19 protein-coding genes are annotated in these 25,557 nt (G+C 70.7%); 10 read left to right on the forward strand and 9 right to left on the reverse strand.

Annotated elements, in window-relative coordinates; all coding sequences use genetic code 11:
• Positions 1-128 precede the first annotated feature (128 nt).
• Positions 129-1,319 carry an ArsB/NhaD family transporter gene (locus Pth03_RS12050; RefSeq protein ID WP_203944258.1) on the forward strand — a complete coding sequence of 397 codons (1,191 nt, stop codon included), beginning with the start codon at positions 129-131 and terminating at the stop codon, positions 1,317-1,319.
• Positions 1,320-1,381: 62 nt separating this feature from the next.
• Here Pth03_RS12050 and Pth03_RS12055 read toward each other — a convergent pair whose 3' ends face one another.
• The gene (locus tag Pth03_RS12055) at positions 1,382-2,383 is read right to left on the reverse strand and encodes a hypothetical protein (RefSeq protein ID WP_203944259.1); all 1,002 of its coding nucleotides are present in this window, start codon (positions 2,381-2,383) and stop codon (positions 1,382-1,384) included.
• Between the two features lie 46 nt (positions 2,384-2,429).
• Here Pth03_RS12055 and Pth03_RS12060 point away from each other — a divergent pair, with 46 nt between their 5' ends.
• A complete protein-coding gene (locus Pth03_RS12060; RefSeq protein ID WP_203944260.1) occupies positions 2,430-2,585 on the forward strand; it encodes a hypothetical protein in 156 nt (51 codons plus the stop codon).
• Here Pth03_RS12060 and Pth03_RS12065 read toward each other — a convergent pair.
• Positions 2,575-3,636, reverse strand: a complete 1,062-nt coding sequence (locus Pth03_RS12065; protein ID WP_203944261.1) for a glycoside hydrolase family 113 protein — start codon at positions 3,634-3,636, stop codon at positions 2,575-2,577. The two genes, Pth03_RS12060 and Pth03_RS12065, sit on opposite strands and share 11 nt — an antisense overlap.
• A gap of 48 nt (positions 3,637-3,684) precedes the next feature.
• On the opposite strand from Pth03_RS12065, the gene Pth03_RS12070 reads away from it, so the two are divergent.
• Positions 3,685-4,374, forward strand: coding sequence for a TetR/AcrR family transcriptional regulator C-terminal domain-containing protein (locus Pth03_RS12070; RefSeq protein ID WP_239118951.1), 690 nt, complete (start codon positions 3,685-3,687; stop codon positions 4,372-4,374).
• A 4-nt stretch (positions 4,375-4,378) separates the two neighbouring features.
• On the opposite strand, the gene Pth03_RS12075 is transcribed toward Pth03_RS12070, so the two are convergent.
• From Pth03_RS12075 to Pth03_RS12085, 3 genes are read right to left on the reverse strand one after another with little or no spacing between them, the layout of a single operon-like run.
• A complete protein-coding gene (locus Pth03_RS12075) occupies positions 4,379-5,209 on the reverse strand; it encodes an inositol monophosphatase family protein (protein WP_203944262.1) in 831 nt (276 codons plus the stop codon).
• The gene (locus Pth03_RS12080) at positions 5,182-5,841 is read right to left on the reverse strand and encodes a hypothetical protein (protein ID WP_203944263.1); all 660 of its coding nucleotides are present in this window, start codon (positions 5,839-5,841) and stop codon (positions 5,182-5,184) included. Before Pth03_RS12080 ends, Pth03_RS12075 begins: the two co-directional genes overlap by 28 nt.
• Positions 5,838-6,872, reverse strand: a complete 1,035-nt coding sequence (locus Pth03_RS12085; RefSeq protein WP_203944264.1) for a hypothetical protein — start codon at positions 6,870-6,872, stop codon at positions 5,838-5,840. The genes Pth03_RS12080 and Pth03_RS12085 overlap by 4 nt, the downstream gene beginning before the upstream one ends.
• Positions 6,873-7,173: 301 nt before the next feature.
• Between Pth03_RS12085 and uvrB the strand changes: the two genes are divergently transcribed.
• Positions 7,174-9,285 carry an excinuclease ABC subunit UvrB gene (gene uvrB / locus Pth03_RS12090; protein ID WP_203944265.1) on the forward strand — a complete coding sequence of 704 codons (2,112 nt, stop codon included), beginning with the start codon at positions 7,174-7,176 and terminating at the stop codon, positions 9,283-9,285.
• A gap of 120 nt (positions 9,286-9,405) precedes the next feature.
• Here the strand turns inward: uvrB and Pth03_RS12095 are convergent, their stop codons facing one another.
• Positions 9,406-10,671, reverse strand: coding sequence for an MFS transporter (locus Pth03_RS12095; protein ID WP_203944266.1), 1,266 nt, complete (start codon positions 10,669-10,671; stop codon positions 9,406-9,408).
• Positions 10,672-10,751: 80 nt separating this feature from the next.
• Between Pth03_RS12095 and Pth03_RS12100 the strand changes: the two genes are divergently transcribed.
• Positions 10,752-11,108 carry an ArsR/SmtB family transcription factor gene (locus Pth03_RS12100; protein ID WP_203944267.1) on the forward strand — a complete coding sequence of 119 codons (357 nt, stop codon included), beginning with the start codon at positions 10,752-10,754 and terminating at the stop codon, positions 11,106-11,108.
• A 19-nt stretch (positions 11,109-11,127) separates the two neighbouring features.
• Positions 11,128-11,736 carry a hypothetical protein gene (locus Pth03_RS12105; RefSeq protein ID WP_239118952.1) on the forward strand — a complete coding sequence of 203 codons (609 nt, stop codon included), beginning with the start codon at positions 11,128-11,130 and terminating at the stop codon, positions 11,734-11,736.
• A 55-nt stretch (positions 11,737-11,791) separates the two neighbouring features.
• Here the strand turns inward: Pth03_RS12105 and Pth03_RS12110 are convergent, their stop codons facing one another.
• Positions 11,792-12,403 carry a DUF4126 domain-containing protein gene (locus Pth03_RS12110; protein WP_203944268.1) on the reverse strand — a complete coding sequence of 204 codons (612 nt, stop codon included), beginning with the start codon at positions 12,401-12,403 and terminating at the stop codon, positions 11,792-11,794.
• Between the two features lie 222 nt (positions 12,404-12,625).
• Between Pth03_RS12110 and Pth03_RS12115 the strand changes: the two genes are divergently transcribed.
• The 4 genes from Pth03_RS12115 (at position 12,626) to Pth03_RS12130 (ending at position 24,563) form a co-directional block, all read left to right on the forward strand.
• Positions 12,626-16,129, forward strand: coding sequence for a LamG-like jellyroll fold domain-containing protein (locus Pth03_RS12115; RefSeq protein ID WP_203944269.1), 3,504 nt, complete (start codon positions 12,626-12,628; stop codon positions 16,127-16,129).
• A 48-nt stretch (positions 16,130-16,177) separates the two neighbouring features.
• Positions 16,178-23,239, forward strand: coding sequence for a polymorphic toxin-type HINT domain-containing protein (locus Pth03_RS12120; protein ID WP_203944270.1), 7,062 nt, complete (start codon positions 16,178-16,180; stop codon positions 23,237-23,239).
• Positions 23,240-23,262: 23 nt separating this feature from the next.
• The gene (locus Pth03_RS12125; RefSeq protein WP_203944271.1) at positions 23,263-23,628 is read left to right on the forward strand and encodes a hypothetical protein; all 366 of its coding nucleotides are present in this window, start codon (positions 23,263-23,265) and stop codon (positions 23,626-23,628) included.
• Positions 23,629-23,858: 230 nt separating this feature from the next.
• Positions 23,859-24,563, forward strand: a complete 705-nt coding sequence (locus Pth03_RS12130) for a hypothetical protein (protein WP_203944272.1) — start codon at positions 23,859-23,861, stop codon at positions 24,561-24,563.
• A gap of 30 nt (positions 24,564-24,593) precedes the next feature.
• Here Pth03_RS12130 and Pth03_RS12135 read toward each other — a convergent pair whose 3' ends face one another.
• Together Pth03_RS12135 and Pth03_RS12140 are read right to left on the reverse strand one after the other, a co-directional pair.
• Positions 24,594-24,758: a hypothetical protein gene (locus tag Pth03_RS12135; protein WP_203944273.1), complete on the reverse strand. Its 165-nt coding sequence runs from the start codon at positions 24,756-24,758 to the stop codon at positions 24,594-24,596.
• Positions 24,759-24,975: 217 nt separating this feature from the next.
• The gene (locus Pth03_RS12140) at positions 24,976-25,320 is read right to left on the reverse strand and encodes a hypothetical protein (protein ID WP_203944274.1); all 345 of its coding nucleotides are present in this window, start codon (positions 25,318-25,320) and stop codon (positions 24,976-24,978) included.
• Positions 25,321-25,557 lie beyond the last annotated feature (237 nt).

The following is a 25,557-nucleotide window of genomic DNA, read 5'->3' on the forward strand; positions in this document are numbered from 1 at the left end:
CTCGTGCCCGGGTCTGAGATCGCTGTCCGTCATGGGGCCCAGTATTACCGCTGCCGCCGGGGGTTTCGAGGCCTTCGATCGCTTTGGGGGCCATAAGGCGAGGGATGATCGCGTTATAGGGTGTGCGCGTGTCGGGTGTGCTGCGGCGGCTGAGCGTCCTGGACTGGATCAGGCTGGCCTTGCTGGCGGTGGGCCTGCTGTTCGTGGCGACCGGTCTGCTCCCCACCGAGACGGCGCGCGACAGCGTCGAGCGCATCGCGCCGCTGCTGCTCTTCCTCTGCGCGGTGATCGTGCTGGCCGAGCTGACCAAGGAAGCCCAGGTTTTCGATGTCATCGCCACGCGGCTGGCGATCGTCGGCCGCGGCAGCTACGCCGCCCTTTTCCTGCTTTGTACGGCTTTCGCGTCGCTTGTGACGATATTTCTCAATCTCGATACGACTGCCGTGTTGCTGACCCCCGTCATGCTGGCTCTGGCGCCGCGGGCGAAGATCGCGCCCTTACCGCTCGCGATGACGACGGTGTGGCTGGCCAACACCGCCAGCCTGCTCCTGCCGGTTTCCAACCTCACCAACCTGCTGGCGATGAACCGGGTCGCGCTCGGCACGCAGGAGTTCGCCGCCCGCATGTGGCTGCCGGCCCTGGCCGGCGTCGCGGCGACCATGGCGTTCCTGTGGGCCTTCTACTGGCGGCGCGGCGAGCGCGGGGAGGATCGATACGTCCCGCCGCCACCGCCTCCGGTGGCCGACCGGCCGTTGTTCGCGATCGCCGCCACCGCGTGCCTGCTGTTCGTCGCCGCGATCCTCGCCGGGGTCGCGATCGAGGTGGCCGCGCTGGCCGCCGCGGTAGCGGTCGTCGTGGCGTTCGTCTTCCGGGACCGGAAGAAGCTCACCTGGAGCCTCGTCCCGTGGCAGCTCCTCGTGTTCGTCACCGGGTTGTTCCTCGTGGTGCCGACGCTGAGCAGGATCGGCCTCGACACGGTGATGGGCGCCATCATCGGCACGGACGGCCACGTCGGCGGCGCCTATCGGGCGGCCGCCGCCGGCGCCGGCCTGTCCAACGTGGTGAACAACCTGCCCGCCTACGTCGCGGGAGAGCAGGTCATCCCGCCCTCCAACCACACCCAGCTGCTGTCGCTGCTCATCGGGACCAACCTGGGGCCGATCATCACCCCATGGGGGTCGCTCGCCACCCTGCTCTGGTTCGAGTGGTGCCGCAGGCGCGAGGTGCGCGTGCCCCTCGTGAAGTTCATGCTCACCGGGGCCGGCCTCGCGGTCGTGGGACTGGCCGTGACGGTGGGCGCGCTGCTGCTCACATCGTGACCGCGGCAGCATGATCCGGACGGGGGCGGCTGGAGCCGCCTGACGCCCGGGCGGGGAACCGCTCAGGCCAGACCGGGCACGGCAGGAGCCCAGGCGGCCTCGGGCGGGATGTGTCCTCTGTAGGGGTCCTGATGGTTCAGCGCGTTCCGGGCGATCTCCTCGGCGTCGACCTCGCCGAAGTCGTCAGGCAGCGGAATCCTGAGGGCCGCGAACAGAGCGAACGTCTCCGCCGGCGTCGGCGAGTCGCTGAGCCGCGGAGCAAGCTCCAGCGGGACGCGCCGCGCCTGGCGAAGGCTGTTCCTCAGCTCGGTGGACCACAGGTTGTAGTGGGGGCTGTGCCGGGGGAAGGAGATGGCGGGAAAGCGCGGGCCACGCTGTGTGATGATCAGGCGGCTGGACGACAGGTCCCACCGGAAGAGCGTGATGACCGAGGAGAGCCGCACGTCGATGTCCAGGAGCTGCTCGTTGAGCTGCCGATACCAGCAGCAGGCCAGGATCGTCGAGTAGGCGTCCATGCGGGTGCCCTTCGGCGTCCAGACGTCCCTTTCCTCTGATTTCGCCGGCGCCAGATCCTGGTGAAGTTTGGTGTAGTTCGCGCACAGGGCCGCGTCCATGGGATCGAGGATCTCGAGCCGGAACTCGATCGAGCGACGGTTACGTTCGGCGTGCGCGAAACACTCCGGCAGCGTCACCGCGCGTGTGAACGTCCCCGTTCCGCCCTTGAACAGCCACCGGTCGGTGTCCAGCCGCGCCTCGCGCAGTTCACGGGAGATCATTGGGCCGGACAGCACGCGTACGGAGCTCGCGTTGGTCAGCAGGGTTTTGAGATCCTGCGTGTCGTCGGCCACGGAGGACACCTGCTTGGCTACCCGCCCCTGGCGCGAGCGGTCCATGATCCAGACGAAGGCGAGTGCCGCGAGAACCGGGAGAATCGCGCCGCTCGCCTTGTCGTCGGGCACGAGATTCATCAGGTCGAGCACGCCCAAGACCAGAGCGGTCAGGAACACCAGGATGATGTCCGCGTTCTCGACCAGCCCCCGCAGTCGTGCCAGGAGATTCCGCATAAAGGCCCCTCAATGGCTTCCGGCGCATTTCCCCCATCGAATGGTAATGCGTTCGGCGTGGGGCACCCAGATCTTGTGGGATCTCCCCGGGCTCTGTCCCGTCCAGATGGCGTGGGGTCGCCGGGCGAGCCTGGAGTTCGGGGCAGGCCTCGCGGTCGTGGGGCTGGCCGTGACGGTGGGCGCGCTGCTGCTCACGTCGTGACCGGCGGCCCGGGTGCGCCTGTCCCCGTCGCACGTTCCGAGGCGTCCGCGACCTGGCTCAGGTTTCCGGCGGGCCAGGCGGCGAACGCGTGGAACGCCTTCTTCGGCCGCCAGGAGCCGTCCGGCAGGCACGACACGATGCCGTAGGCGGCCAGGTCGAGATCGAGCGCCGGGTCGGGCGAGTGCGGGTAGCTGTAGCTGGCGAAGGTGAACAGGAACGCCACGTCGGCTCCCTCCGCCGCGAAGACGTCCATGAGCCCGGTCACCTCCGCCGCCTGACCCTCCTCGTCGCGGACCAGCCGCTCTTTCAGGCGGGGCGGCGTGGCCGTACGGTCGACGACGGCCCACCCCATGCCGCCCCTGGCTGCGGCGCCCCGGTAGGTGCAGCAGCCGAACTCGGTGATCGCGACGGGCTTGCCCGGCGAGAAGCAGGCCCGGATCGTGTCGCGGAACCCGGCCGCCGCGGCGGCGTCCCTGTACAGGTCGGCGCTCACGATGTCGAAGGGCGCCCAGTCGACCTGCTCCCACGATCCGGCGGCGTAGGTGACCGGGCCGCGGAAACGGGTCCGCACGACGGGCACCGCGCGGGACAGGAACGCGCCGAGCCTTCGGTTGAACGAGCCCCGCACCAGCAGGTTCGCCAGCAGCCTTGGCACGGACGTGAAGGTCCTCATGCGGGCCGGGGCGTCGCGGCCCAGCACCAGGCCCCGCATGAAGAACGTCAGCTCCCGGCCCACGACGAACACGACCGGGCCGCGCGAGCGCAGCCGTTCCGCGGCGTCGGCTGCGTCGGCGAGCGCGGCAAGCCAGGCACGGGGACGGGAGTTGTGGAGGTCGGGGGAGAACCAGACCTCAAGGCCCTCGTCGAGGGCGGACTCGGCGGCCGTGGTCAGGCGACCGAGGTCCTCCCCGAAGATCCGTACGGCCGTGCAACCGAGGTCGTGCCGGATGACCCGCATCTCCTCGCGGACCGCCGCCGGGTCGAAGACCGGCCGGGACGGCCAGTCGGGGGTCGCCCGCATGCCCACGTCGTAGTTGATGGCCTTCCTCATCCGCCTGCCTTTCTCGATACGCCGTATCGACACGATACACTGTATTGAGTGAGTGTCATCTGGGAGCGCCCGGAGCCGGGCCCGCGACGGGTGGTCCGGCTGGACCGCGCGGGCATCACCGCGGCGGCCGTCCCCATCGCCGACCGGGAAGGGCTCGAGGCGGTGTCGCTGCGCCGCGTCGCCTCGGCCCTCGGCACCGGGCCGATGCGCCTGTACGGCTACCTGGACACCAAGGACGACCTGCTCGACCTGATGATGGACGCGGTCTGCGGCGAGATCGAGCTGCCCGCCCCGCCTGAGCTGCCTGGATCGGGGGGCTGGCGGGAAGACCTGCGGGCGATCGCGCACGGCACCCAGTTCATTGCCCGCCGCCACCCGTGGTACGTCACGCTGCTCGGCACCCGCCAGCCGTACGGGCCGAACGGGCTGGCCTATTCGGAGCGGCTGTTCGCGAGCGTGGCCGCGCTCGGCCTGTCGGCGCGCGAGACCGTGCACGCCGTCAACGCCGTCCGCGCCTACATCGCGGGGTTCCTCCAGCTCGAACTGCTCCCCGGCCCGGAGGCCGAGCCCGGCGTGGAGCAGCTCACCTACCTGGCCCGCATGGCGGCCACCGGGCGCTACCCCGCGCTCGCCCGGATCTTCGCCGAGTTCGAGCGGGTCTCGCCCGACGAGGCGTTCGCCGAGGGCCTCGAACGGGTGCTGGACGGCGTCGCCGCGCTCAGGCCCGGCGCGCCCTGAGGGGTCAGAGGGCGGGGAGACCGGCGGCGCTCGCGCGCGCATCGCCGATCAGCGTGAGCAGCGACTCCACCATCTCGGGACGGCCGGCGACGAAGCTGCGGCCGTCGGGCCGGCAGTCCAGGCTCACCTCGAACGGTCCGCCGTCCAGGTCGCGGATCTCCAGGCCCGCCTCCCGCGCGATGAGAGCTCCGGCGGGCAGGTCGACGGCCTCGGCATGGTAGCCGACCATCCCGTCGATGTCGCCGCGGGCGAGCATCGCCCACGACAGCAGTGGCGCCCACAGTTGAAGCACCCGCCGCGCCCGCACATCCATGGTCATCTTGATCGACCGTACAGCCGGGTCGTCGCGGGCCACGCCGTAGCCCTGGGTCCACGCGAGCACCGGGCCGTTCGTGAGGTCGCGCGGCGGCGGGAGCGGCATCGGCCCGCCCGGCCCGAGGGCGCCGCGGCCGTCGATCGCCGACCACGTCAGGCGGCGGATCGGGTCGTGCACCACGCCCAGCATCGGACGGCCGCCTTCGCACAACGCCAGGCCCACGACGTAGGCGGGCAGGCCGATGGCCACGTTGTTGGTCCCGTCGAGAGGGTCGATCAGCCACGTCCAGTCGCCGGCCCCGTGGACACCCGACTCCTCCGCAATGATCTTGTGGGCGGGGTATTCGGCCTGGATCCGGTCGATGAGCAGCTTCTCCGCCGCCAGGTCGAGAGCGGTGACGACGTCGCCCCCCGATCCCTTGGGGAGGATCCCGACGGCGCCCGCGGTGCCCTCGCGCAGGATCGTCCCGGCGTCGTTCGCGGCCTCGACGGCTAGCCGCCGGGCGTGTTCGAGATCCATAGGCTCCTCCTGGCGAGCACGGCGGCCTGGACGGTCTCACCGGCGTCACAACGTTCCCGTTCCACGTGGTGGAGGGGCATGTCGAGCGGGCCGAGCGACAGGTCGGCGAGGCCGGGCCTGCCGCGGCCGAGCGCGACGGTGGCGGCCTCGCCCTCGTCGGATATCACGCTGCTGTGGAACACGCCCGCCTTGAGCGTGTAGGTGTCGCCGGGGCCGAACTCCTCGACGCGCCCCGTGGCGTACGTGACCGTGCGCCCGGTCGGCCGCAGGAGGTCGCCCTCGGGAGAGCTCGTCACCTCGAAGACGCGATGGGTGGCGTCCCGCGCGGCGTCGGTCACGACCGCGTGGACGTTGCGCACCCGCCCGTAGAGCACGTGGCTGATCAGGTCCCAGCTGTGACAGTGGACCTCGGAGGTCGTGTTGCCGGCATGCCGCACCGTGGCCGACCAGATGTGCACGCACACGCCGTAGTCGCCTTCGCGTTCCAGCGGCAGGCACAGGAAGCCGAGCGGATGGCGCACGGCGGTGAGGCCGGAGCGGCCTTCCGCGATCTCCCCCAGGACTCCGAGGGCCCAGCCGCGGACGCCGCGGCCCTCGCGCAGCTCGTAGAGCAGATCATGATATTTCGTCACGCGTACGGGTCCTTGGCGCGAAGGGCTTTGCGGGTGATCTCGACGACCTCGCGATCCGTGTAGGACTTCGGCAGGGGGAGGTCGATCCGGTCGAAGAACCTGCGGACCTCCTCCACGGTCGGCTCCTCGCTGAGCGGGACCGCCTTGTAACGGTCGACCGGGACCTTGCGCGCCTGCTCGAAGCTGGTGCGCAGCTCGGTGTCGCAGCTCTCGTAGTAGAACGTGCCGCTCAGGGCGGCCATCGCCCGGTTGGGATCCTCCACCGTCATGATGACCATGTGGCTGGACAGGTCCCACCGGAACGTCGTCATCGTCGAGGACAGCCCGACGCCGATGTCGAGCAGCCCGAACCTCTGGCGGTACCAGAACGCGGCCAGGACCGTCGCGAACGACTCCTTCCTGACCCGTTCGGTGGTCCACAGCTCGCCCGTGCCGTCGGGGCGGTCGGACAGTGAGCGGCGGTAGTGCGCGTAGGACTCGCAGACCTCCTCGTCGGACGGGTCGATGATCTCCACGCGGATCGTCAGGTGCCGCTTCTCGCGCCTGGCGGCCGCGACGCACTCCGGCAGCGTGACCGCCCGCATGTAGGTGCCTGTGCCGCCCTTGAAGCTCCACCGCAGGGCGCCGCGGCGCGCGTCGGCGTGGGCCTGGGTGATCTCCTGCTGGCTGCCCAGAATCCGCACGACCGACATGTCCTCCAGGGCCCTCTTGGTGTCGCCCACCAGGGACTCCAGCTCGTCGAGGCGGCGCAGCCGCTCCGGCAGCTGGGCGAGGACCCCCGAGGCCGCGTTGATCGCGGTCTCCACCGGCTCCTGGCGCACCCTGTCACGCAGCAGCGCGGTCGCCACGAGCGCGAGGATGACCAGGGTGGTGCTGCTGATCAGCTGTCTCTTCGTGTCGTCGTCGATCACCGGATCGGGCAGGACGCCGAGCACGCCGACCACGACGGCCAGGACGAGCGCGATCGCGCCGTCGACGTTCTTGGCCGCCCACGTCAGGGAACGGCCAACGGCCTCCTTGAACCCCGCCATAGGTCAGCCCCGCATCCGTCGGTGTGGCCCCCATCGCATGGTAACGAGAAGGTCATGAGACGGCCAGGAACGGGACGAACCGAGATCGTTCGCGGGAGCCGTACGGGGGCGGAGGCGGCGGCCGGGGATCGGCGCCGGAATTGTCGGTGGCCGCGCGTAGGTTATGCAACTGTGGGGCGGGGCCCGTCAGTGGTTTCGGGGTCAGTGGCTGTCCGGGGTCGTGGTCCCGTGGCCCGGCACGACGAGCGGCATGGCCGCCGGATGACGGATCCCTTTGTGATCGAGGAGTGGTGAGCGGCCGATGAAACCAGTTGCCGACCTGCAGCGCAGCGCGGCGCCCTTCGAGGTCGTGACCGCGATGACCCCGTCGGGGGACCAGCCCGCGGCGATCGCCGAGCTGGAGCGCCGGGTCAAGGCGGGAGACAAGGACAACGTCCTGCTGGGCGCCACCGGCACCGGCAAGACGGCCTCCGTGGCCTGGCTGATCGAGCGTGTCCAGCGGCCCACGCTGGTCATGCAGCCCAACAAGACGCTCGCCGCCCAGTTCGCCAACGAGCTGCGCGAGATGCTCCCCAACAACGCGGTCGAGTATTTCGTGTCGTATTACGACTACTACCAGCCTGAGGCGTACGTCCCGCAGAGCGACACCTACATCGAGAAGGACTCCTCGATCAACGAGGAGGTCGAGCGGCTGCGCCACTCGGCCACGTGGTCGCTGGTGTCCCGGCGCGACGTCGTCGTGGTCGCCTCCGTCTCGTGCATCTACGGCCTGGGCACTCCTCAGGAGTACGTCGACCGCATGGTCGGCCTCAAGGTCGGCCAGGAGATCGAGCGCGACCGCCTGCTGCGCAAGCTCGTCGACATGCAGTACGCGCGCAACGACGTCGCCTTCACCCGCGGCACCTTCCGCGTGCGGGGCGACACGATCGAGGTCATCCCGGTCTACCAGGAGCTCGCCGTGCGGATCGAGATGTTCGGCGACGAGATCGAGAAGCTGTCCACCCTCCATCCCCTGACCGGGGAGATCGTCAGCGAGGACACCGAGCTGCACATCTTCCCCGCCACCCACTACGTCGCCGGCCCGGAGCGCATGGAGCGGGCGATCGCCGGCATCGAGGCCGAGCTGGTCGAGCGGCTCGCCGACCTGGAGCGGCAGGGCAAGCTGCTGGAGGCGCAGCGGCTGCGCATGCGCACCACCTACGACATCGAGATGATGCGCCAGATCGGCACGTGCGCCGGCATCGAGAACTACTCGCGGCACATCGACGGGCGTGAGGCGGGCACCGCGCCGCACACGCTGCTCGACTTCTTCCCCGACGACTTCCTGCTCGTCCTCGACGAGTCGCACCAGACCGTGCCGCAGATCGGCGCGATGTACGAGGGCGACGCCTCGCGCAAGCGCACGCTCGTCGACCACGGGTTCCGCCTGCCTTCCGCCATGGACAACCGCCCGCTGAAGTGGGAGGAGTTCCTCCAGCGCATCGGCCAGACCGTTTACCTGTCGGCCACCCCCGGGCCGTACGAGCTGGGGCGGAGCAAGGGCGACGTCGTCGAGCAGGTCATCCGCCCGACCGGCCTGGTCGACCCCGAGGTCGTGGTGAAGCCCACCAAGGGCCAGATCGACGACCTCATGGAGGAGATCAGGGCGCGGGCCGAGCGTGACGAGCGGGTCCTGGTCACCACGCTGACCAAGAAGATGGCAGAAGACCTCACCGACTACCTGCTCGAGAACGGCATCCGTGTCCGCTACCTGCACAGCGAGGTCGACACCCTGCGCCGGATCGAGCTGCTGCGCGAGCTGCGGATGGGCGAGTTCGACGTGCTGGTCGGCATCAACCTGCTGCGTGAGGGCCTCGACCTGCCCGAGGTGTCGCTGGTGGCCATCCTCGACGCCGACAAGGAGGGGTTCCTCCGGTCGGAGACCTCGCTCATCCAGACCATCGGCCGCGCCGCGCGAAACGTCTCCGGCCAGGTCCACATGTACGCCGACAAGATCACGCCCAGCATGGAACGGGCGATCGACGAGACCAACCGGCGCAGGGCCAAGCAGATGGCCTACAACGAGGCCAACGGCATCGACCCGCAGCCGCTCCGCAAGAAGATCGCCGACATCCTCGACAGCCTCGCCAGGGAGGACGCCGACACGGCCCAGCTCCTCGGCGGCGGCGGACGCCAGCAGTCGCGCGGCAAGGCGCCGGTCCCCGGTGTCGCCTCCCGCGCGGCGGGCCAGCACGCGAAGGCCATCGCGGGCGAGATGCCCCGGGCGCAGCTGGAGTCGCTGGTCGAGTCGCTCACCGAGCAGATGCACGCGGCCGCAGCCGACCTCCAGTTCGAGGTGGCGGCCCGGCTCCGCGATGAGATCAAGGAGCTGAAGCGCGAGGTCCGCGACATGCGGGAAGCCGGCGTGAAGTAGGCCCGCAGCAGCGGATAGTGACCGCCGCTACCGGTGAGGGCTCGGTCCGCCCATCGACGGGGCCGCGCCGGCCGACGCCCGGCCGGCGCAGTGCCACCGTGGGGCCACTGCAGGCCCCCGTCACGCGGCGGTCCTGCCGGCGGGGACACGCTTGCCAGAGCCGGCGGCGAGCGGCTCGGAGCCGGGCCGCCTCCTCGCGACTCCCGTGACGACGGCGACCAGCGCCAGCGCGATGACCAGGGCCCCGTAAGCCGTCGCCACGCTGCGCAGCCCGGCATGCGGTACGGCCAGGCCCGCCACGACCGCGGGAACGCTGAAGCCGAGGTAGCTGACCACGTAGACGGAGGCGAACAACTCCGCCCGCTCCGACGGCTCGGCGAGTTGCGCCAGGGAACGGAACGCGCCGAGGAACGCGGCCCCGAACCCGCAGCCCGCGACGGCCGTGCCGACGAAGAACAGCGGCACCGACGACGCGGCGACCGCGGCCAGCGTCAGACCGGTCCCGACGGCCAGCATCGCCGACCCTCCGGCCATGACGCGCCGCGGCGCCATGTCGCGCACCACGATCGAGGACACGGCGGCCGCGCCGGTGAGGGTGGTCACCACCAGCCCGCCCACCAGGTGGTTGCTCACGTGCAGCACGCTCGCGGTGATCGAGCCGCCCAGCGACAGGTAGAGGCCGCCCAGCGCCCATGTCGCCACGAGGCAGGGCACGGCCGCGAGGAACGCACGCCGGGCCCGGGGCGGGACCGACGCCCGGGGACGTAACGACGCGAACGCCCCGTGCCGTCGCGCGACCGGTTCCGGCAGGAACGCCACGGACACGATGAGCAGCACGAAGACGGCCGCGAGCACCGCGAAGGGAAGAATGGTCGGCGCGGGGGCGTACTGCACGAGCAGTCCCGCGCCCAGCGCTCCCACGGCCAGGCCCAGGGCGGGGGCCACGCTGTTCATCAAGGCGCCCAGCCATGGGCTCGGCTGGAAGTCCACCACGGCGGCGCTGATCGCTCCGGCGGCGGCGCCCGTCGCCAGGCCCTGCACGACACGGGCGAGCAGCAGCACCCCGACTCCGTGGGCGGACATGAACACACCCATGGCGACCGCCTCCACCAGCAGGGCGGCGGCCAGGACGGGGCGGCGGCCGAGGTGGTCGGAAAGCCCTCCGACGGTCAGCAGCGCGACCAGCAGGGCCACGACGTAGACGGCGAACACGGCGGTCAGCGTGGCGGAGGAGAAGCCCCATCGTTGCTGGTAGACGACGTAGAGCGGGGAAGGCGTGCTCGAGGCGGCCATGAAGACCAGGAGGGTCACACCGAGCAGCCAGAAACCGGCCGCGCGGGGAATGCGCCGCCCGGCCCGGCCGGTTGACGGGGGAACGCCAGACATGAACATGCTCCTTAGTTCCAAAAATTTCGAACTGTTGGAGGCTACGTCATGCCGGGCGATGGTTCAACTATTCTCGAACCATGAGTGGAACGTCACGGGAGCTGACCCATCCCGGCGCGGAGGACCTGGTCCTGACCGATGTGCTGTTCGCGTTGAGCGACCCGTCCCGGCTGGCGATCGTGCGGAGCGTGGCCGACGGGCCGATCGAGGTGGCGGCCTGCCAGCCCGTGGCTGGGGAGATTCCGAAGTCGACGCTCTCCCACCACCTGAAGACGCTGCGGGAGGCAGGGGTGATCCGCAACGTCCCGCGCGGCCGGCAGCGGTACGTCAGCCTGCGTCGCGAGGATCTGGACGAACGTTTTCCCGGCCTGCTGGACGCCGTGCTCGCCCCGGCCGCCGATCCCGCCGCCCCCGTTCCCGCGCTCGACCAAACCTGACCGTGTCTCGGAGGTGCTGATGCGACCGGCGGTGGGTGCGCCTGTCCGGCGCTGCACGGCCTGCGACTCCTGGGAGTACGGCGGAGCGCCCGGGTGCCCGCGCTGCGCCGCGCTCGTCGACGACATCGTGGAAGAGGCGTGGCGCGAATTCCTCGCCGGGGAGTTCGGCACACCGGCCCACGAGGACGAGCGGATCATCGCCGAGATGGTCGCGCAGGAGCCCGACCGGTACGACTGGCGGGTGGTCGACGCCGCTCTCGACAGGCTGACCTGCGACGACTGCGGATCCCGGCTGGGGAGGGGGCCGGTGGGATGCGCGCCGTGCGACCTCGCGCACGGCTTCCGCTACGCGGCGATCGAGACCGACCGTCCGGGCGTCCCGCCGGGCAACGAGCACGCGATCCGGGTCAACGTCTCGGTGGTGCGCCGGCCGTACGGCATCTCGGCTCCCGAACTGCTCGGCCGCCGCATGTTCCTGCCGTTCCTGCTCGCCGGCGCCCTGCCGACGACGCGGCAGGCGCAGCGGATGGCGGCACTGGCCAAGCGCGGCGCGACCGAGCGGGATCTCGCGGCCCTGATGGACGCGGCGTCCGGTGAGACCGGTGCGGACGGCCACGGGAGCCGCTGACCCGTGCCATCCGGGCGGTCCGCCGGACACGCGGCGCATGCCTGCAGGCCGCCGCCTATGGCGTTTCCGGTGGGGCGGCCGCGCGGGCGCGCCGGGATTCCCGGAACCGCCGCACGCGGCGGACGAGGACCCAGGCGACGAGCGCCATCACCACCACGCCCACGATGACCAGCACCGGCAGGAAGATCGCGATGAGGCTCATGCCCAGCGAGCTCACGTCCTCCACCGTGCTGACGATCGGCGCGCCGAAACCGGCAGTGCTCGCGTTGACGACGGGCCGGGTGCTCGCCTTGACGAGGTGGACCACCAGGGCGACCACGATGCCCAGGACCCAGCCGACCGCCGGATGCTCGGCCATCCAGGCCGAGTTGTCGAGCTTGGCCGCCGCGGCGGTGGCGCTGAAGACCACGCCGCCGGAGGCGGGCCGTACGGCCGTCTGGATGATGTCGTTCACGTGGTCGACCACGGGCACCTTGTCGAGCACGAACTCGGCGACCAGCAACACCCCGATGACCGTCAGCACCCATCCGTTGGACAGCCACTCATAACCCTGCGGCAGCCGTACGGCGTCGGTGAAGTCGGCGAGCAGGCCGACGACCATCAGCGGGATGTACGCGTTGAGCCCCGCCGCGGTCGAAAGGCCGAGGCCGGTCAGGGCCGCGAACATCAGCACCTCCTCGCTGCGCGAGACGATCTCGCGCGGTCATCAACGGACGACCGTGGTCCCGTGTCCCCGGTCGGCCGCCCCCATCATGGCGTGAGTCCTGAAATAACGAGATATGCATTTTGAATCCGGTTAAGGCGGTTCATTTTCGGTGGACCGGCGGTGAACCGGAGCCTGGTCGACTGGCGGCGTCACATCCGTACGAACGTTCCGCCATGGAGATCAATGATGCTCCCTCGCCCGCGTGGCACCGCCCTGCTGATGGCCGTCGTCATGGCCGGCGTCACCGGCGCGGTCTCCATTGGGCCCGGTGCGAGCCCCGCGTGGGCCGCGACCGCGCGTGCCGAACCGCCCGCGGAGCCGGGATCGAGCGAAGAGCAGGCCGTCGCGCTGGCCCGCACCTCCGGGCACCGGGTCGAGGTGCTGCCGCTGCGCACCGAGAACCGCCAGGTGTTCGCCAACGCCGACGGCAGCTTCACCTCCGAGACGGCGGCCCTGCCCGAGCGGGTGCGCCAGGGGGCGGGCTGGGCCGACGTCGACACCACGTTGCGGTTCGCCCCCGACGGCACGGTGCGGCCGGCCGCCACGCCCCTGAGCATGACGTTCTCCGGCGGCGGCACGGAACCGCTGGCCACCATCGCCGACGGCGGGCGCTCGGTCGCCACGACCTGGCCGGGCACGCTGCCGAGGCCCGTGCTCGACGGCGACACCGCCACCTACCCCTCGGTGCTGCCCGGGGTCGACCTGCAGGTCACCGCCTCGGTGCTCGGCTACTCCGAAGTCCTGGTGGTCAAGAGCCACGAGGCCGCGGTCAACCCCGCGCTGGCCAAACTGAGGTTCGGCACACGCGGCACCGGCGTCGCCGTACGTGAGACCGACGACGGCGGCCTGAGCGCTGAGGCCCCCGACGGCAGCGCCGTGTTCCACGCGCCGGCTCCCCGCATGTGGGACTCGTCCGGCTCGGCGTCCGCTTTGCGGCCCGCCCCGCCATCCGCCCCGGGATCCGCCCCAGAGGCCGTGCCGTACGGCCGGCAGGCGGTGATGGGCGTGGAGGCGACGAAGGACGCGGTCGTGCTGGCCCCCGACGCCGGGCTGCTCAACGGACCCAGCACCGTCTACCCGGTGTATATCGACCCGCAGTGGTCGGGGTCCAAGCAGGCGTGGACGTACGTGGACCGCGCCTACCCCGACCAGGAGTACTGGAACTCCACTCACACGCCGGAGGCGGGCAACTACGGCAGCGGGCTCAAGCGGTCGTTCTTCCGCATGGACTCCGACAACGTGAACGGCAAGCACATCCTCAAGGCGACCTTCCGCATCACGCAGAACAAGTCGTGGGGCTGCACCGACAGCCCGCAGGCCGTGCAGCTGTGGCTGACCGGCGGCATCACCAAGTCGACCAACTGGAGCCACCAGCCGTCCTGGATGGACATGCTGGACAGCGTCTCCTCCGACGCCGGCTACAGCTCCTCGTGTCCCGCCAAGGGCATCGAGTTCGACGTCACCGGCACGATCGTCAAGGCCGCCAAGGGCGGCTGGCCGAACACGACCTTCGGGCTGCGCGACTACGACGACACCGGCAGCAGCACCTGGGGCTGGAAGGGGTTCAGCAACGCGCCCAAGCTCGTCGTCGACTACAACACCCCGCCGGCCGCGCCGTCGGGCGTCGGCACCTACCCCGGCACCCCGTGCGTCACCGGGGCCGGCCGGCCGTACGTCAACGCCGGCGACGCCCAGAGCCCCCTCCAGCTCAAGGCGAAGATCTACGACCCGGACAAGGCGAACGACGGGGTCCGCGCCGAGTTCGTCATGAACCACTTCAACACGGCCACCGGCACCTGGGAGGAGATCACCTCGACGCTGCCGGGCGGCGGCAAGACGGCTTACAAGTACACCACCGCGGCGACCGACCACTCGATCACGCTGACCTCCCTCGCCGACGGCGAGACCTACTCCTACAAGGTCAAGGCGTACGACGGCACCGACTCCAGCGCGTGGAGCGCCTGGTGCGAGTTCACGGTGGACACCGTCGACCCCGCCACGCTGCCCGAGGTGAGCTCGGCCGACTACCCTGCGGGCACCCCGGACGACTGGCGGGGCGGCGTCGGCTCGGCGGGTGCGTTCACCTTCGCCCCCGGAGGCGGCGAGACCGACCTGTCGGCCTTCCGGTTCGCCCTCGACGACCCGGCGCTGGCCACCCCCGCGACCCAGGTCACGATCCCGGCGGGGCAGACCTCCGTCACCGTGTCGGTCGCGCCCCGCCACGACTGGCTGAACACCCTGTACGTCTTCCCGGTGGACCGGGCGGGCAACGTGGGCAAGACTCCCGCTGTCTACAGCTTCTACGTCAAGGCCGGCGCCGACCCGGCCGGGCAGTGGCGCATGGATGAGACGTCCGGCGCCCTGGCGGCCGACTCCTCGGCGACGCCGCACCCCCTGACCCTGACCGGGGGAACCGGCTGGACGGGCGGCCGCGTGGGCGGCGCCCTCCGGCTGGACGGCGATACCGGGTACGGCAGCACGGACGGGCCCGTGGTGCACACCGACCGGGGGCTGAGCGTCTCGGCGTGGGTCCGCCTCGCCGACACGACGAAGAACTCCACGATCGTGAGCCAGTCGGGCGTGCACGGCTCCGGCTTCCAGCTCTACTACTCGTCGGGGTACAAACGCTGGGTCTTCAACAAGTACGACGCCGACACCGACACCGAGATCGCCATCCGGGCTTTGAGCGACAAAGAGCCGCAGGCCAACGTGTGGACCCACCTGGTCGGCGTGTACGACGCTCCCGCCAAGCAGATCCGCCTCTATGTCAACGGCACGCTGCAGTCCGCCCCGGCCGCCTACCCGTACACGCCCTGGGACGCGACCGGCCCGCTCCAGGTCGGACGGATGAAATGGCGCAGCCATTTCATCGAGAACTTCGCCGGCGACATCGACGACGTCACGGTCTGGGACCGGATGTTGTCCGACGACCCCCGCTCGGTGACCGACCCCGGCCTCGGAAACGAGATCGCGGCCATGGCCAAGCAGCCTCCCGCGGCCGTCGGCCGGTGGACGTTCGACGAGGGCACGGGCACCACGGCGGCCGGATCCGACGGCGGAGCGAAGGCGACCCTCGCCACGGGAGCCGGATGGTCCGGCGACGGCGTCGACGGCGGCGCCGTGCTGAGCCTCGACGGGGTGAAGGGATACGCGTCCACCACCTCGGCCGCCGTCAGGACCGACCACAGCTACGCGGTGTCCGCCTGGGTGCGCCTTGCCGGAGACGACACCTGCGCCCTCCCCGCCCGGGTGATGACCGCCGTCGGCCAGGACGGCGTGCGCAACAGCGGCTTCTACCTCAGCTACCGCATCTACACCGAGAACGGGGTGAAGGTGTCCCGCTGGGGGTTCTCCACCGCCAGCGACGACACCGACACCGAGTCCATGACCGTGGCCAAGTCGGCCGAGCCGATCGACTGCTCGGCCGTCAACGGCTGGACCCACCTGGTAGGCGTGTACGACGAGGTCGCCAGGGAGATCCGGCTCTACGTCAACGGCCAGCTCTCCGACCGCAGGCCGTCCACGGGCTGGCACGCCTCGGGCGGCCTCCAGATCGGCCGGGTCAAATACCGGGGCTCCTACTCCGACTACTTCGCCGGCGACATCGACGACGTGCGCGTCTTCGCCGGGACCCTCACCGATCGCCAGATCGTGAACCTCGCCATGAATCTCCCGGTCGACGGCTGACCCACCCGCCCACCGTTCCCGCAGACGTGTCACCCCCCGGAGGAAACCGTGCCCGGTCCCACGCGAGGCTGGAAGCTGATCGCCGGAACGCTCGCCGTCGTGGTGCCCGCCGCGCTGCTCAGCCCGGGGGCCGCCGAGGCCGCCGGCGTCCCGGGATGGCACGCCGCCCAGGCGCAACACCCCGTGCCCGGACACGCCGCCACGGCACGAGGGCCCGTGACGGACCCTGGGGCGAGGTACGACCTGAAGGGCGCGCCGCCGGTGGTCTGGCCGGCGGCGGGCGCCGCGGTGGTGCGCCTGCCCGAGGCGCCGGCAGAGACACCGGTAGAGACACCGGCAGGGGCGGCGCCGAGCCAGACGGATCCTGCCAGATCCGGCGTGAAAACGGACATTGATCCGCAAAACGGTGCCGATCTTGTGCGTGGTGGCACCAAAGTGAAGGCCGGAGCGTTACCGGTGTGGCTGGGGCCCGCGCTTTCCGCCCCGCAGGGGGATGCCGGGGCTCCGGCCGGGAGGAGGGGACCGGCCGGAGCCGCGTCCTCCGGAGTCTCTCCCGGCTCGCCCTCCGCCGGATCCGGTACGGCTGCCGCGTCGCCCGCGCCGTCGGTGGAGGTCCGCACGCTCGACGCCCGTACGGCCGGCATGTCCGGCATCGAGGGTCTCGGCATCCGGCTGACGCCGCTCACCCGACCGGCTCGCCCCGCCCGCATGGCGGTCGAGATCGACTACTCCGGCTTCCGGTACGCCTACGGAGGCGACTGGGCCTCGCGACTGCGGCTGGTCAGGCTGCCCGACTGCGCGGCCACGACCCCCGATCGGCCCGAATGCCAGACGCGCACTCCGCTGGCCACCCGCAACGACGTGAAGGCCGGGCGCCTCGCCGCCGATGTGGGCCTCGCGTCGGCGGCCTCGATCACGCTGGCCGCCGAGGCCGCGCCGTCCGGGTCGGCGGGCACCTACGAGGCGACCGCCCTGTCCCCGTCGGCGACGTGGAGCGTCAGCGAGCAGAGCGGATCCTTCTCCTGGTCCTATCCGCTGCGCGTGCCGCCCCCTCCGGGCGGTCCCGCCCCCGAGATCGGATTCGCCTACTCCTCCGGCAGCGTCGACGGCCGAACCGTGGCCACCAACAACCAGGCCTCCTGGATCGGGGAGGGCTTCGACTACTGGCCCGGCTTCATCGAGCGCAAATACAAGCAGTGCGCCGACGACGGCGTCACCCCCAAGCGGTCCGACCAGTGCTGGGGCACCGACAACGCCACATTGTCGCTGAACGGCCAGGCCACCGAACTCGTCAGAGACGACGCGACCGGCACCTGGCAGCCGCAGGACGACGACGGGTCCAAGGTCGAGCGGCTCAAGGACGCCGACAACGGAGCCAACGGCGGCGAGCACTGGCGGGTCACCACCCCCGACGGCACCCAGTACTACTTCGGGCTCAACCACCTGCCCGGATGGGCGAGCGGCAAGCCGGAGACCAAGTCGACGTGGACGGTCCCGGTCTACGGCGACGACGACGGCGAGCCGTGCCACAAGGACTCCGGATTCGACGACTCCTGGTGCCAGCAGGCGTGGCGGTGGAACCTCGACTACGTCGTCGACCCGCACGGCACGGTCAGCACGTTCTGGTACACCCCGGAGACCAACTACTACCGGCGTGACGTCACCACCCTGACCGACGGCCAGCCCAACGGCACGCCGACCGTCTACACCCGTGGCGGCTACCTCAAGCGCATCGACTACGGGCAGCGCTCCGACGCCGTGTTCACCACCTCGGCCCCCGCCCGCGTCGTCTTCGATGCCAAGGAGCGGTGCATCCCGACCTCGGCCTTCGACTGCGCCGCCGACAAGCTGACCAAGGACAACGCCAAGTTCTGGCCGGACGTTCCGTACGACCAGAAATGCGACTCCGGCGACAAGTGCCTCGACAGGTACTCCCCGACGTTCTGGACGACCAAGCGGCTGGCCGGCGTCACCACGCAGGTCCTGACCTCCGGCACCTCCTACGCGGACGTGGACACCTGGACGCTGAGGCAGGAGATGCGCGCCCCCGGGGACGGCACCGCCGCGACGCTCTGGCTGGCCGGGATCGAGCACACCGGCAAGGTCGGAGGGAGCGCGTCGCTGCCCGAGGTGACGTTCTCCGGGGTGCAGCTGCCCAACCGGGTCGACGCGCTCGAAGGGCGGCCCCCGCTGACCAAGTGGCGGGTCTCGGCTGTCGACAACGAGACCGGCGGCTCCCTGTCGGTCACCTATTCCGATCCCGACTGCGTCGCCGGCGACACCCCCGCGCCCGACGCCAACGCCCGGCGGTGCTTCCCGCAGTACTCGTCGCCGGAGGGGGCGATCACGCCCCAGCTGGACTGGTTCCACAAGTACGTCGTCACCCAGGTGCAGCAGGTCGACCGTACCGGCGGGGCGCCGGACGTGGTGGACACCTACGAGTACCTCGGCGGCGGCGCCTGGCACCACGATGACGACGACGGGCTGACCAAGGAGAAGTACAAGACCTGGTCGCAGTGGCGCGGCTACGGCAAGGTGCGGGTGCTGAGCGGAGCGCCCGGCCAGACGCAGTCGAAGGCCGAGCTCACCTACTTCCGCGGCATGGACGGCGACGAACTGTCCGGCGGCGGCACCCGGGACGTGAAGGTCGCCGACTCCGAGGGCACATCCGTGCCCGACGCCGAGGCCCTGCAGGGCCGGATGCTCGAGGAGATCCACTACGACGGCGCCGGCGGGCCCGCGCTGACGGGCACGATCACCGGCTACTGGGTCAAGCAGACCGGCAAGCGCGTGCGCTCCTGGGGCACCACCACCGCCCAGATGGTGCGCCCCGACGAGGAACGCACCCGGACCGCCCTGGCCGCCGGAGGCTGGCGGCGGACCGCGACCGACACCTCCTACAACGCCGACGGCCTGCCCACGCAGGTCGGCGACCTCGGCGACGTGGCCGACCCCGCCGACGACCAGTGCGTGCGCACCACCTACGCCCGCGACGCCGCGAAATGGCTGGTCTCCTACGCCACACGGGTGGAGACCGTCACCAAGGCGTGCTCGGCCACCCCCGACCGGCCGGCCGACGTGGTGTCCGACGTGCGCAAGTACTACGACGGCATGGCGTTCGGCGCCGCCCCCGCCAGGGGAGACGTGACCAGGACCGAACGGCTCGGCTCATGGGACGGAGGCCCGGTCTACGTCACCGCCGGCACCACCACTTTCGATGGGTACGGCCGGCCGCTGGTGGTCACCGACGCGACCGGCGCCACGACGAGGACCGTCTACACCCCGGCCACCGGCCTGCTGACCGCAAAGCAGGAGACCAACGCGCTCGGCTTCACCAGCACGACCCAGATCGATCCGGCGTGGGGCGTGGCGACCGCGACGACCGACCCGAACGGCAAGCGCGCCGAGATGGCCTACGACCCGCTCGGCCGCCTGACCGGCGTCTGGATGCCCGGCCACGCCAAGGCGTCGTTCCCCTCGGCCCCGAGCATGAAGTTCGGCTACCTGATCCGCACCGACGGGCCGACCGCCGTCTCCACCTCGACGCTCCGCAACGACGGCGCCACCTACACCACGGGATACGCGCTGTACGACGGGCTCCTGCGGCAGCGGCAGACCCAGCAGCCCGCACCCGGCGGCGGCAGGGTGGTCGACGGCGTCTTCTACGACACCCGCGGCCTGGTGGCCAAGACCGACCAGGCCTACTACACCGAGGGCGCCCCCGGCACGACGCTGTGGACCCCGGCGAGCGACGACGACGTGCCCGGCCAGACCGTCACGGTCTACAACGGGATGGAGTGGCCAACCGCGCAGATCTTCCGCAAGCGCGGCAGCGAGCAGTGGCGCACCACCACGACGTACGGCGGCGACCGCACCAGCGTCGACCCGCCGCCCGGCGCGACCCCCACCACCGAGATCGTGAACGCGCAGGGCGAGACGACCGAGCTGCGGCAGTACAAGGGCGACGACCCGACCGGCGACTACGACGCGGTCAAATACACCTACACGCGGGCCGGGCAGCCCGCCACGGTCACCGACGCCGCGGGAAACGCCTGGAGCTACCAGTACGACCTGCGGGGGCGGCTGGTCCAGGTCGACGACCCCGACAAGGGCACCGCGACGCTGAAGTACGACGACAGGACCGACTGGCTCCAGACGGTCACCGACGCGCGCGGCTCCAGCCTGTTCTTCACCTACGACGCGCTCGGCCGCAAGACCGCCGAATACGCGGGCACCTCCCCGAGCGGCACCAAGCTCGCCGAGTGGGCCTTCGACACGCTGCCCAGCGGCACGGCCGCCAAGGGCCAGCCCGTCTCCTCCACGCGGTACGTCAAGAACCCCGCCACGGGCGCGATGGACGCCTACGTCAGCTCCATCACCGGATACGACGACGCCTACCGGCCCACCGGCACCCAGACGGTCATCCCGGCGGCCGAGGGCGGCCTGGCGGGCACCTACAAGACGAGCACCGACTACAACCCCGACGGCACCGTGCACCGCACCGTCCTGCCCGCCGCCGGCGGCCTGCTCGGCGAGACGATGCTGTACGGCTACGACGAGCTAGGCGATCCGACCACGACGCGCGGCCTGACCGACTACGTCACCTCGACGACCTATTCCAAGCTCGGCCAGGTGCTCGACATGACCATGTCGACCGGCGGCAAGCGCGTCAAGGAGACCAACTTCTACGAGGAGGGCACCAACCGGCTCACCCGCTCCCTCTTCGAGCGGGAGACCGCGCCCATCTCGGTGGCCGACACCAACTACACCTACGACGACTCCGGCAACATCACCAAGATCGCCGACACGCCCTCGGGACAACCCCAGGACGTGCAGTGCTTCAAGCAGGACACCCTGCAACGGCTCACCGAGGCGTGGACCGCCACCGACGGCTGCGCGAGCGCCCCCTCGCCGTCGATCGTCGGCGGGCCCGCGCCGTACTGGCAGTCCTTCTCCTACGACGTCGTCGGCAACCGGACCGAGGAGGTCGATCACGACCCCACCGGTGATATCACCAAGACCTTCGCCTACGCCGGCCAGGGCCACCCGCAGCCGCACACCCTGACCTCGGTCTCCTACCAGGGCGGCCCCCGCGACGGGCAGACCGACGACTACGCCTACGACGCCGTGGGCAACACCACCGAGCGGGGCGACGACCGCCTGCTCGAATGGGACGTCGAAGGGCATCTCGCGAGATCGACCGACCCCTCAGGCGTCAGCACCTATGTCTACGACGCCGGCGGTGAGCGGCTCATCCGCCGGGATCCGGGCTCGGCCACCCTGTACGTCGCGGGCATGGAGATCCGGCTCGACACCAAGACCGGCGCCAAGACCGCGACCCGCTACTACACCCACGCGGGACAGACCGTCGCCGTCCGCACCACCCGCGGGGTGACCTGGCTCGGCGCCGACCAGCACGGAAGCGCCGACACCGCCGTCGACGACACCACCGCGCAGGCGACCACCCGGCGACGGTTCACCCCCTTCGGACAGATCCGCGGCCCCTCGCCCGCGTCCTGGCCGGGGGAGCGGGGCTTCGTCGGCGGCACCGTCGACCAGAGCACCGAACTGACCCATCTGGGCGCCCGCGAGTACGACGCCGAGACCGGACGGTTCATCTCCGTGGACCCGGTGTTCGACGCGTCGGACCCGCAGAGCTGGAACGGCTACGCCTACGCCGACAACAGCCCGGTCGCGAAGTCCGACCCCTCGGGGCTGAGGCCGGAAGACGGTCCGTTCTGCACCGCGTACCACTGCGACTACGACAACCCGAACTTCGGCGGCAAACCCAAAGGCGGCAGCAGCGGCAAACGCCCGCCACTTCCCGACTTCAGTCCTCCCGCGCCGAGCAGCCCGCCGCACTGCGGCCGGTGGGACTTCGGCTGCAAGGCGCACAACTTCTGGAACCAGCACAAGGCCACCATCGTCAGCGTCACGGTCGCCATCGTCGTCACCATCGGATGCGAGGCGGCGACCGGAGGGGCGGGCAGCATCGGCTGCGCGGCCGCCGGGGGAGCGGCGGGCAACCTGGCGGGCTACCTGGTCTCCACGCCGCGTGACGAGTGGAGCGCGGGAGGGGCGTTCAAGGCCGCCGCCGTCGGGGCCGTCATCGGCGCGGCGGGCGGAGTCGCCGGCAAGGCGGTGTCCGCGGTCATGGGCAAGCTCGCCACCACGGCGGCGGGCCGGGCCGTCAGCGGAGCCGTCAGCAGGGCCGCGGGCAAGGTGCGGGCCGCGGTCGGACGCGCGGGCGGCGCGGCAGAGGATGCCGCGGCCGGAGCCGAAGCCGCAGAGGGCGCGGCCAAGGGCGCAGGCGGAGGCCCCCGCGCGGGCTCGGCCAAGCCGTCCGGCTGCGACAGCTTCCCCGCCGGAACCTTGGTCAAGCTGGCCGACGGCACCACCAAGGCGATCGAGAAGGTCAAGCCCGGGGACAAGGTCCTGGCGACCGACCCCGCCACCGGCAAGACCGTCGCGAAGGCCGTCACGGCCGTCTCCTCCGGCGTCGGCTACGTCGACCTCGTCCAGGTCACCGTCGACACCGACGGGGGCAAGGGCGCGGCGACGGGCGTCATCCTCGCCACCGAGCACCACCTGTTCTGGGACGCCGACGATCACACCTGGGTCCGCGCGGACCAGCTGACCGCCGCCGACGTCGTCCGCACGCCGGACGGCCGGACCGTGCGCGTCGTCTCCGCAGCCGTGGCCCAGGGCCACCCCGTGGTCCACGACCTGACCGTGGACGGATTCCACACGTTCTACGTGGTGGCCGGCACGACCCCCGTCCTCGTCCACAACTGCGGTCCCGCTGAAACAGTGGTCAACCTGCCGGAGGTGAAGGCGCCCAAGCCTCTCAAACCTTCACAGGCGGATGCGGCATGGAGGGATTTCCTGGGGGAGGGGCCTTACACGAACACGCACCCGCGGACCGGGCTTCCCGATCCCGACCGGCTCGTGTCGGCCGATGGACGTCGCAGCATTCGAATAGGGAAACACGAAATGGACTCGACACCGAACAGGTTCCACTACCACATGGAAACGTGGGATTGGAACTCTGTGATAAACCAGTGGACCGTCGGCAATACGATGCAGCGGGTTCCTTTGGGGTTGAAGTAGTGAGAGTGGAGATTCTCCGAGTCGTGGACCCTGCCCAGGGAATCGTCTCGTTCCGATGCGAGATCGGCACCGCGACCGGGCGCTGGAAGGGATCCACGCCCGCCAACGAGGGTTTCTACGACGTCGAGTTCGAAATTCCGGAAGAGGTCCAGGAATGGGAGGAGCCTGCGCCGGGCGTTCCCGCCATCTCGGAGATCGGCGAGGACGTGCGCGTCACCGGGGAGGTGCTCGGCGTCGGCGAGGAGGACGATCACGTGGTCGAACTCAGGACGGGCACGGACATTCTTTTGATCGAAATCCCGGACGCCGGCCGAAGGGCGAGGCTCAAGCCGCACGACGTCATTTCATTTCGATCGCCCGAGATCTGGCTCTATCCGTACCAGCTGTGATTTCATGCGGAGTCCGAGAGGCGCGCACGGTGATCGTTCCGGCGAAGTGACCCATTGTGTGAGGACGCCACCTCGGAGATCATGAACTCGGGCCCGAGACGTGAAAGAAAGCCTCACGGCAGCGGAGCGGACGCCCTTCCTGAACATCTGGCAGTCAGGCCTACCACGAGATGGTGGTGCTCATGCGGCGGATAGGCGGTGGGCGGTTAGCCCGCGCGATCCTCTTCTCGATGATCGCCACTGTCGTCGGCATCGCCCTCGACGCGGCCATCAGCTTCGCCGGCAAGGACTGGACGAACCCCATCGGTCTTGGGTTGGTCGTCGGGCTCGTCGCCATCACCGGTGTCATCACGGTCGTGCAGGGGGACGGCGGATCGCCGCCGAGCGCGCCGAGCGATCAGCTCCGTTGGCCTCCCGCCACCCCGCAGAAGCGGTCGCGTGGAATGCCGGCCATCGCCGCCGTGCTGCTGGTGATCGCGCTGTGCGGAGGCGGTGCGGCCGCCGTCGCCCTGGGCGTGCGTTATGTCGGCGGCTACGTCACCGGCGACGAGCCGGGGAGCAACGTCCTCAGAGCGCAGAAGACCGCCACGTCCGGATCCCTCACTCTCACCGTCCGGCGGATCCTGGTCACGTCACACTTCACCCGGGTCGAGCTGTCCGCGCGCAACCGGGGTTCCGAGTCGCTGTCGCTTCCCGTGTACGGATACAGCCAGCTCAGCGCGGCGGACGGCACCACGCTGAGCGGGGACCCGTTCCGCAGCCGGTGGCCCACGACCGTCCCGCCCGGCGTACGGATCGACGGGGTGGTCGTTTTCCCCGGGCACCTGCCTTCGGACACGAAACGGGCGAGCTTCAGCTTCACCCAGGTCTTCAGTCTCGAGGCAGACCACGCCACCGTCGCGAACCTCGCCATCAAACCCGCGCCGACGGGATAGAGGGCACGACGGAGAAGATCAGCGCCCCGGTCAGGCCTGCGGCTGGCCCAGCTGCATGACGCGGGCGGCGAAGAACCACTCCGCGTCAGCCGCACGAAGCCGCGCCTCGATCACGTCCGGGGTGACTCCGTACCCGGGCGGCGCGTCCGCCTGAGTGGTCGCCGGCTGCGCCTGCTGCATCCGCTGGCGCAGCAACGCGAGCACCCCGTCGTGGAACCACGACGGGGAAGCTCGGCGACGTCGTCCGGGCCCGCGCCGGCCTCGTCGAACAACTCACGGACCTGTGCCTCCAACTCCACAGGCACCGCTGTGCCGCCCTGCGCGCGGATGCGGTCGAGGTAGAACAGCTGCGCGCCCGTCTCGCCGAACTCGCTCAGCGCGTGGAGCTGGCGGCCCAGCCGGGGGGCGTCCTTCACGAGGATCCGGTCGACGACCCCGCCCGGGCCAGTGCGAGAACCGCCTCCAGGCCGACGCCGGGGCGGCCACGGTCGTAGCACTCCGCGTGCACGTGGCCGCCAGTCTCGCCGTCGACATAGGCGCGCAGCTCGGCGAGCTGGGCCCGCACCTGCTGTACGTCGGCCGCCCGCGCGTACAGCGCCCACACCGATCCTGGCTGCGTGTCACTCACTGCCCAGCCCTCCCTGGCTACCGGCCGCTCGGGAGTGCGGTCGAGCGTACGCATGCTGCCGGCGGTGGCCTCGAGCGCGTCGACGGTCTGCCCCAGGTCGTCGTCGACCAGCCTGAACAGCTCACGCACCAGGTCGACCGGTCGTCCCGGTAGAGCACGCTCCGCCGGCGGGGCCGGACGGCCGGGTCAGCCTCATCCAGGAGATCGAGAACGTGCTTGGCAACGTTGTGGATCGCGGGCGGATTCTTCCGCCTGCTGGTGAAGTGCAGATCCAGCGCGACGGGCCCGGTGAAGGGGTGTCGGCTGAGGGCCACCTCGTGATGAAATGCACGATCAAAGATCGTGCAGCCTCGAAGATCCACCGGT

Source organism: Planotetraspora thailandica (assembly GCF_016863335.1).
Classification (GTDB): domain Bacteria; phylum Actinomycetota; class Actinomycetes; order Streptosporangiales; family Streptosporangiaceae; genus Planotetraspora; species Planotetraspora thailandica.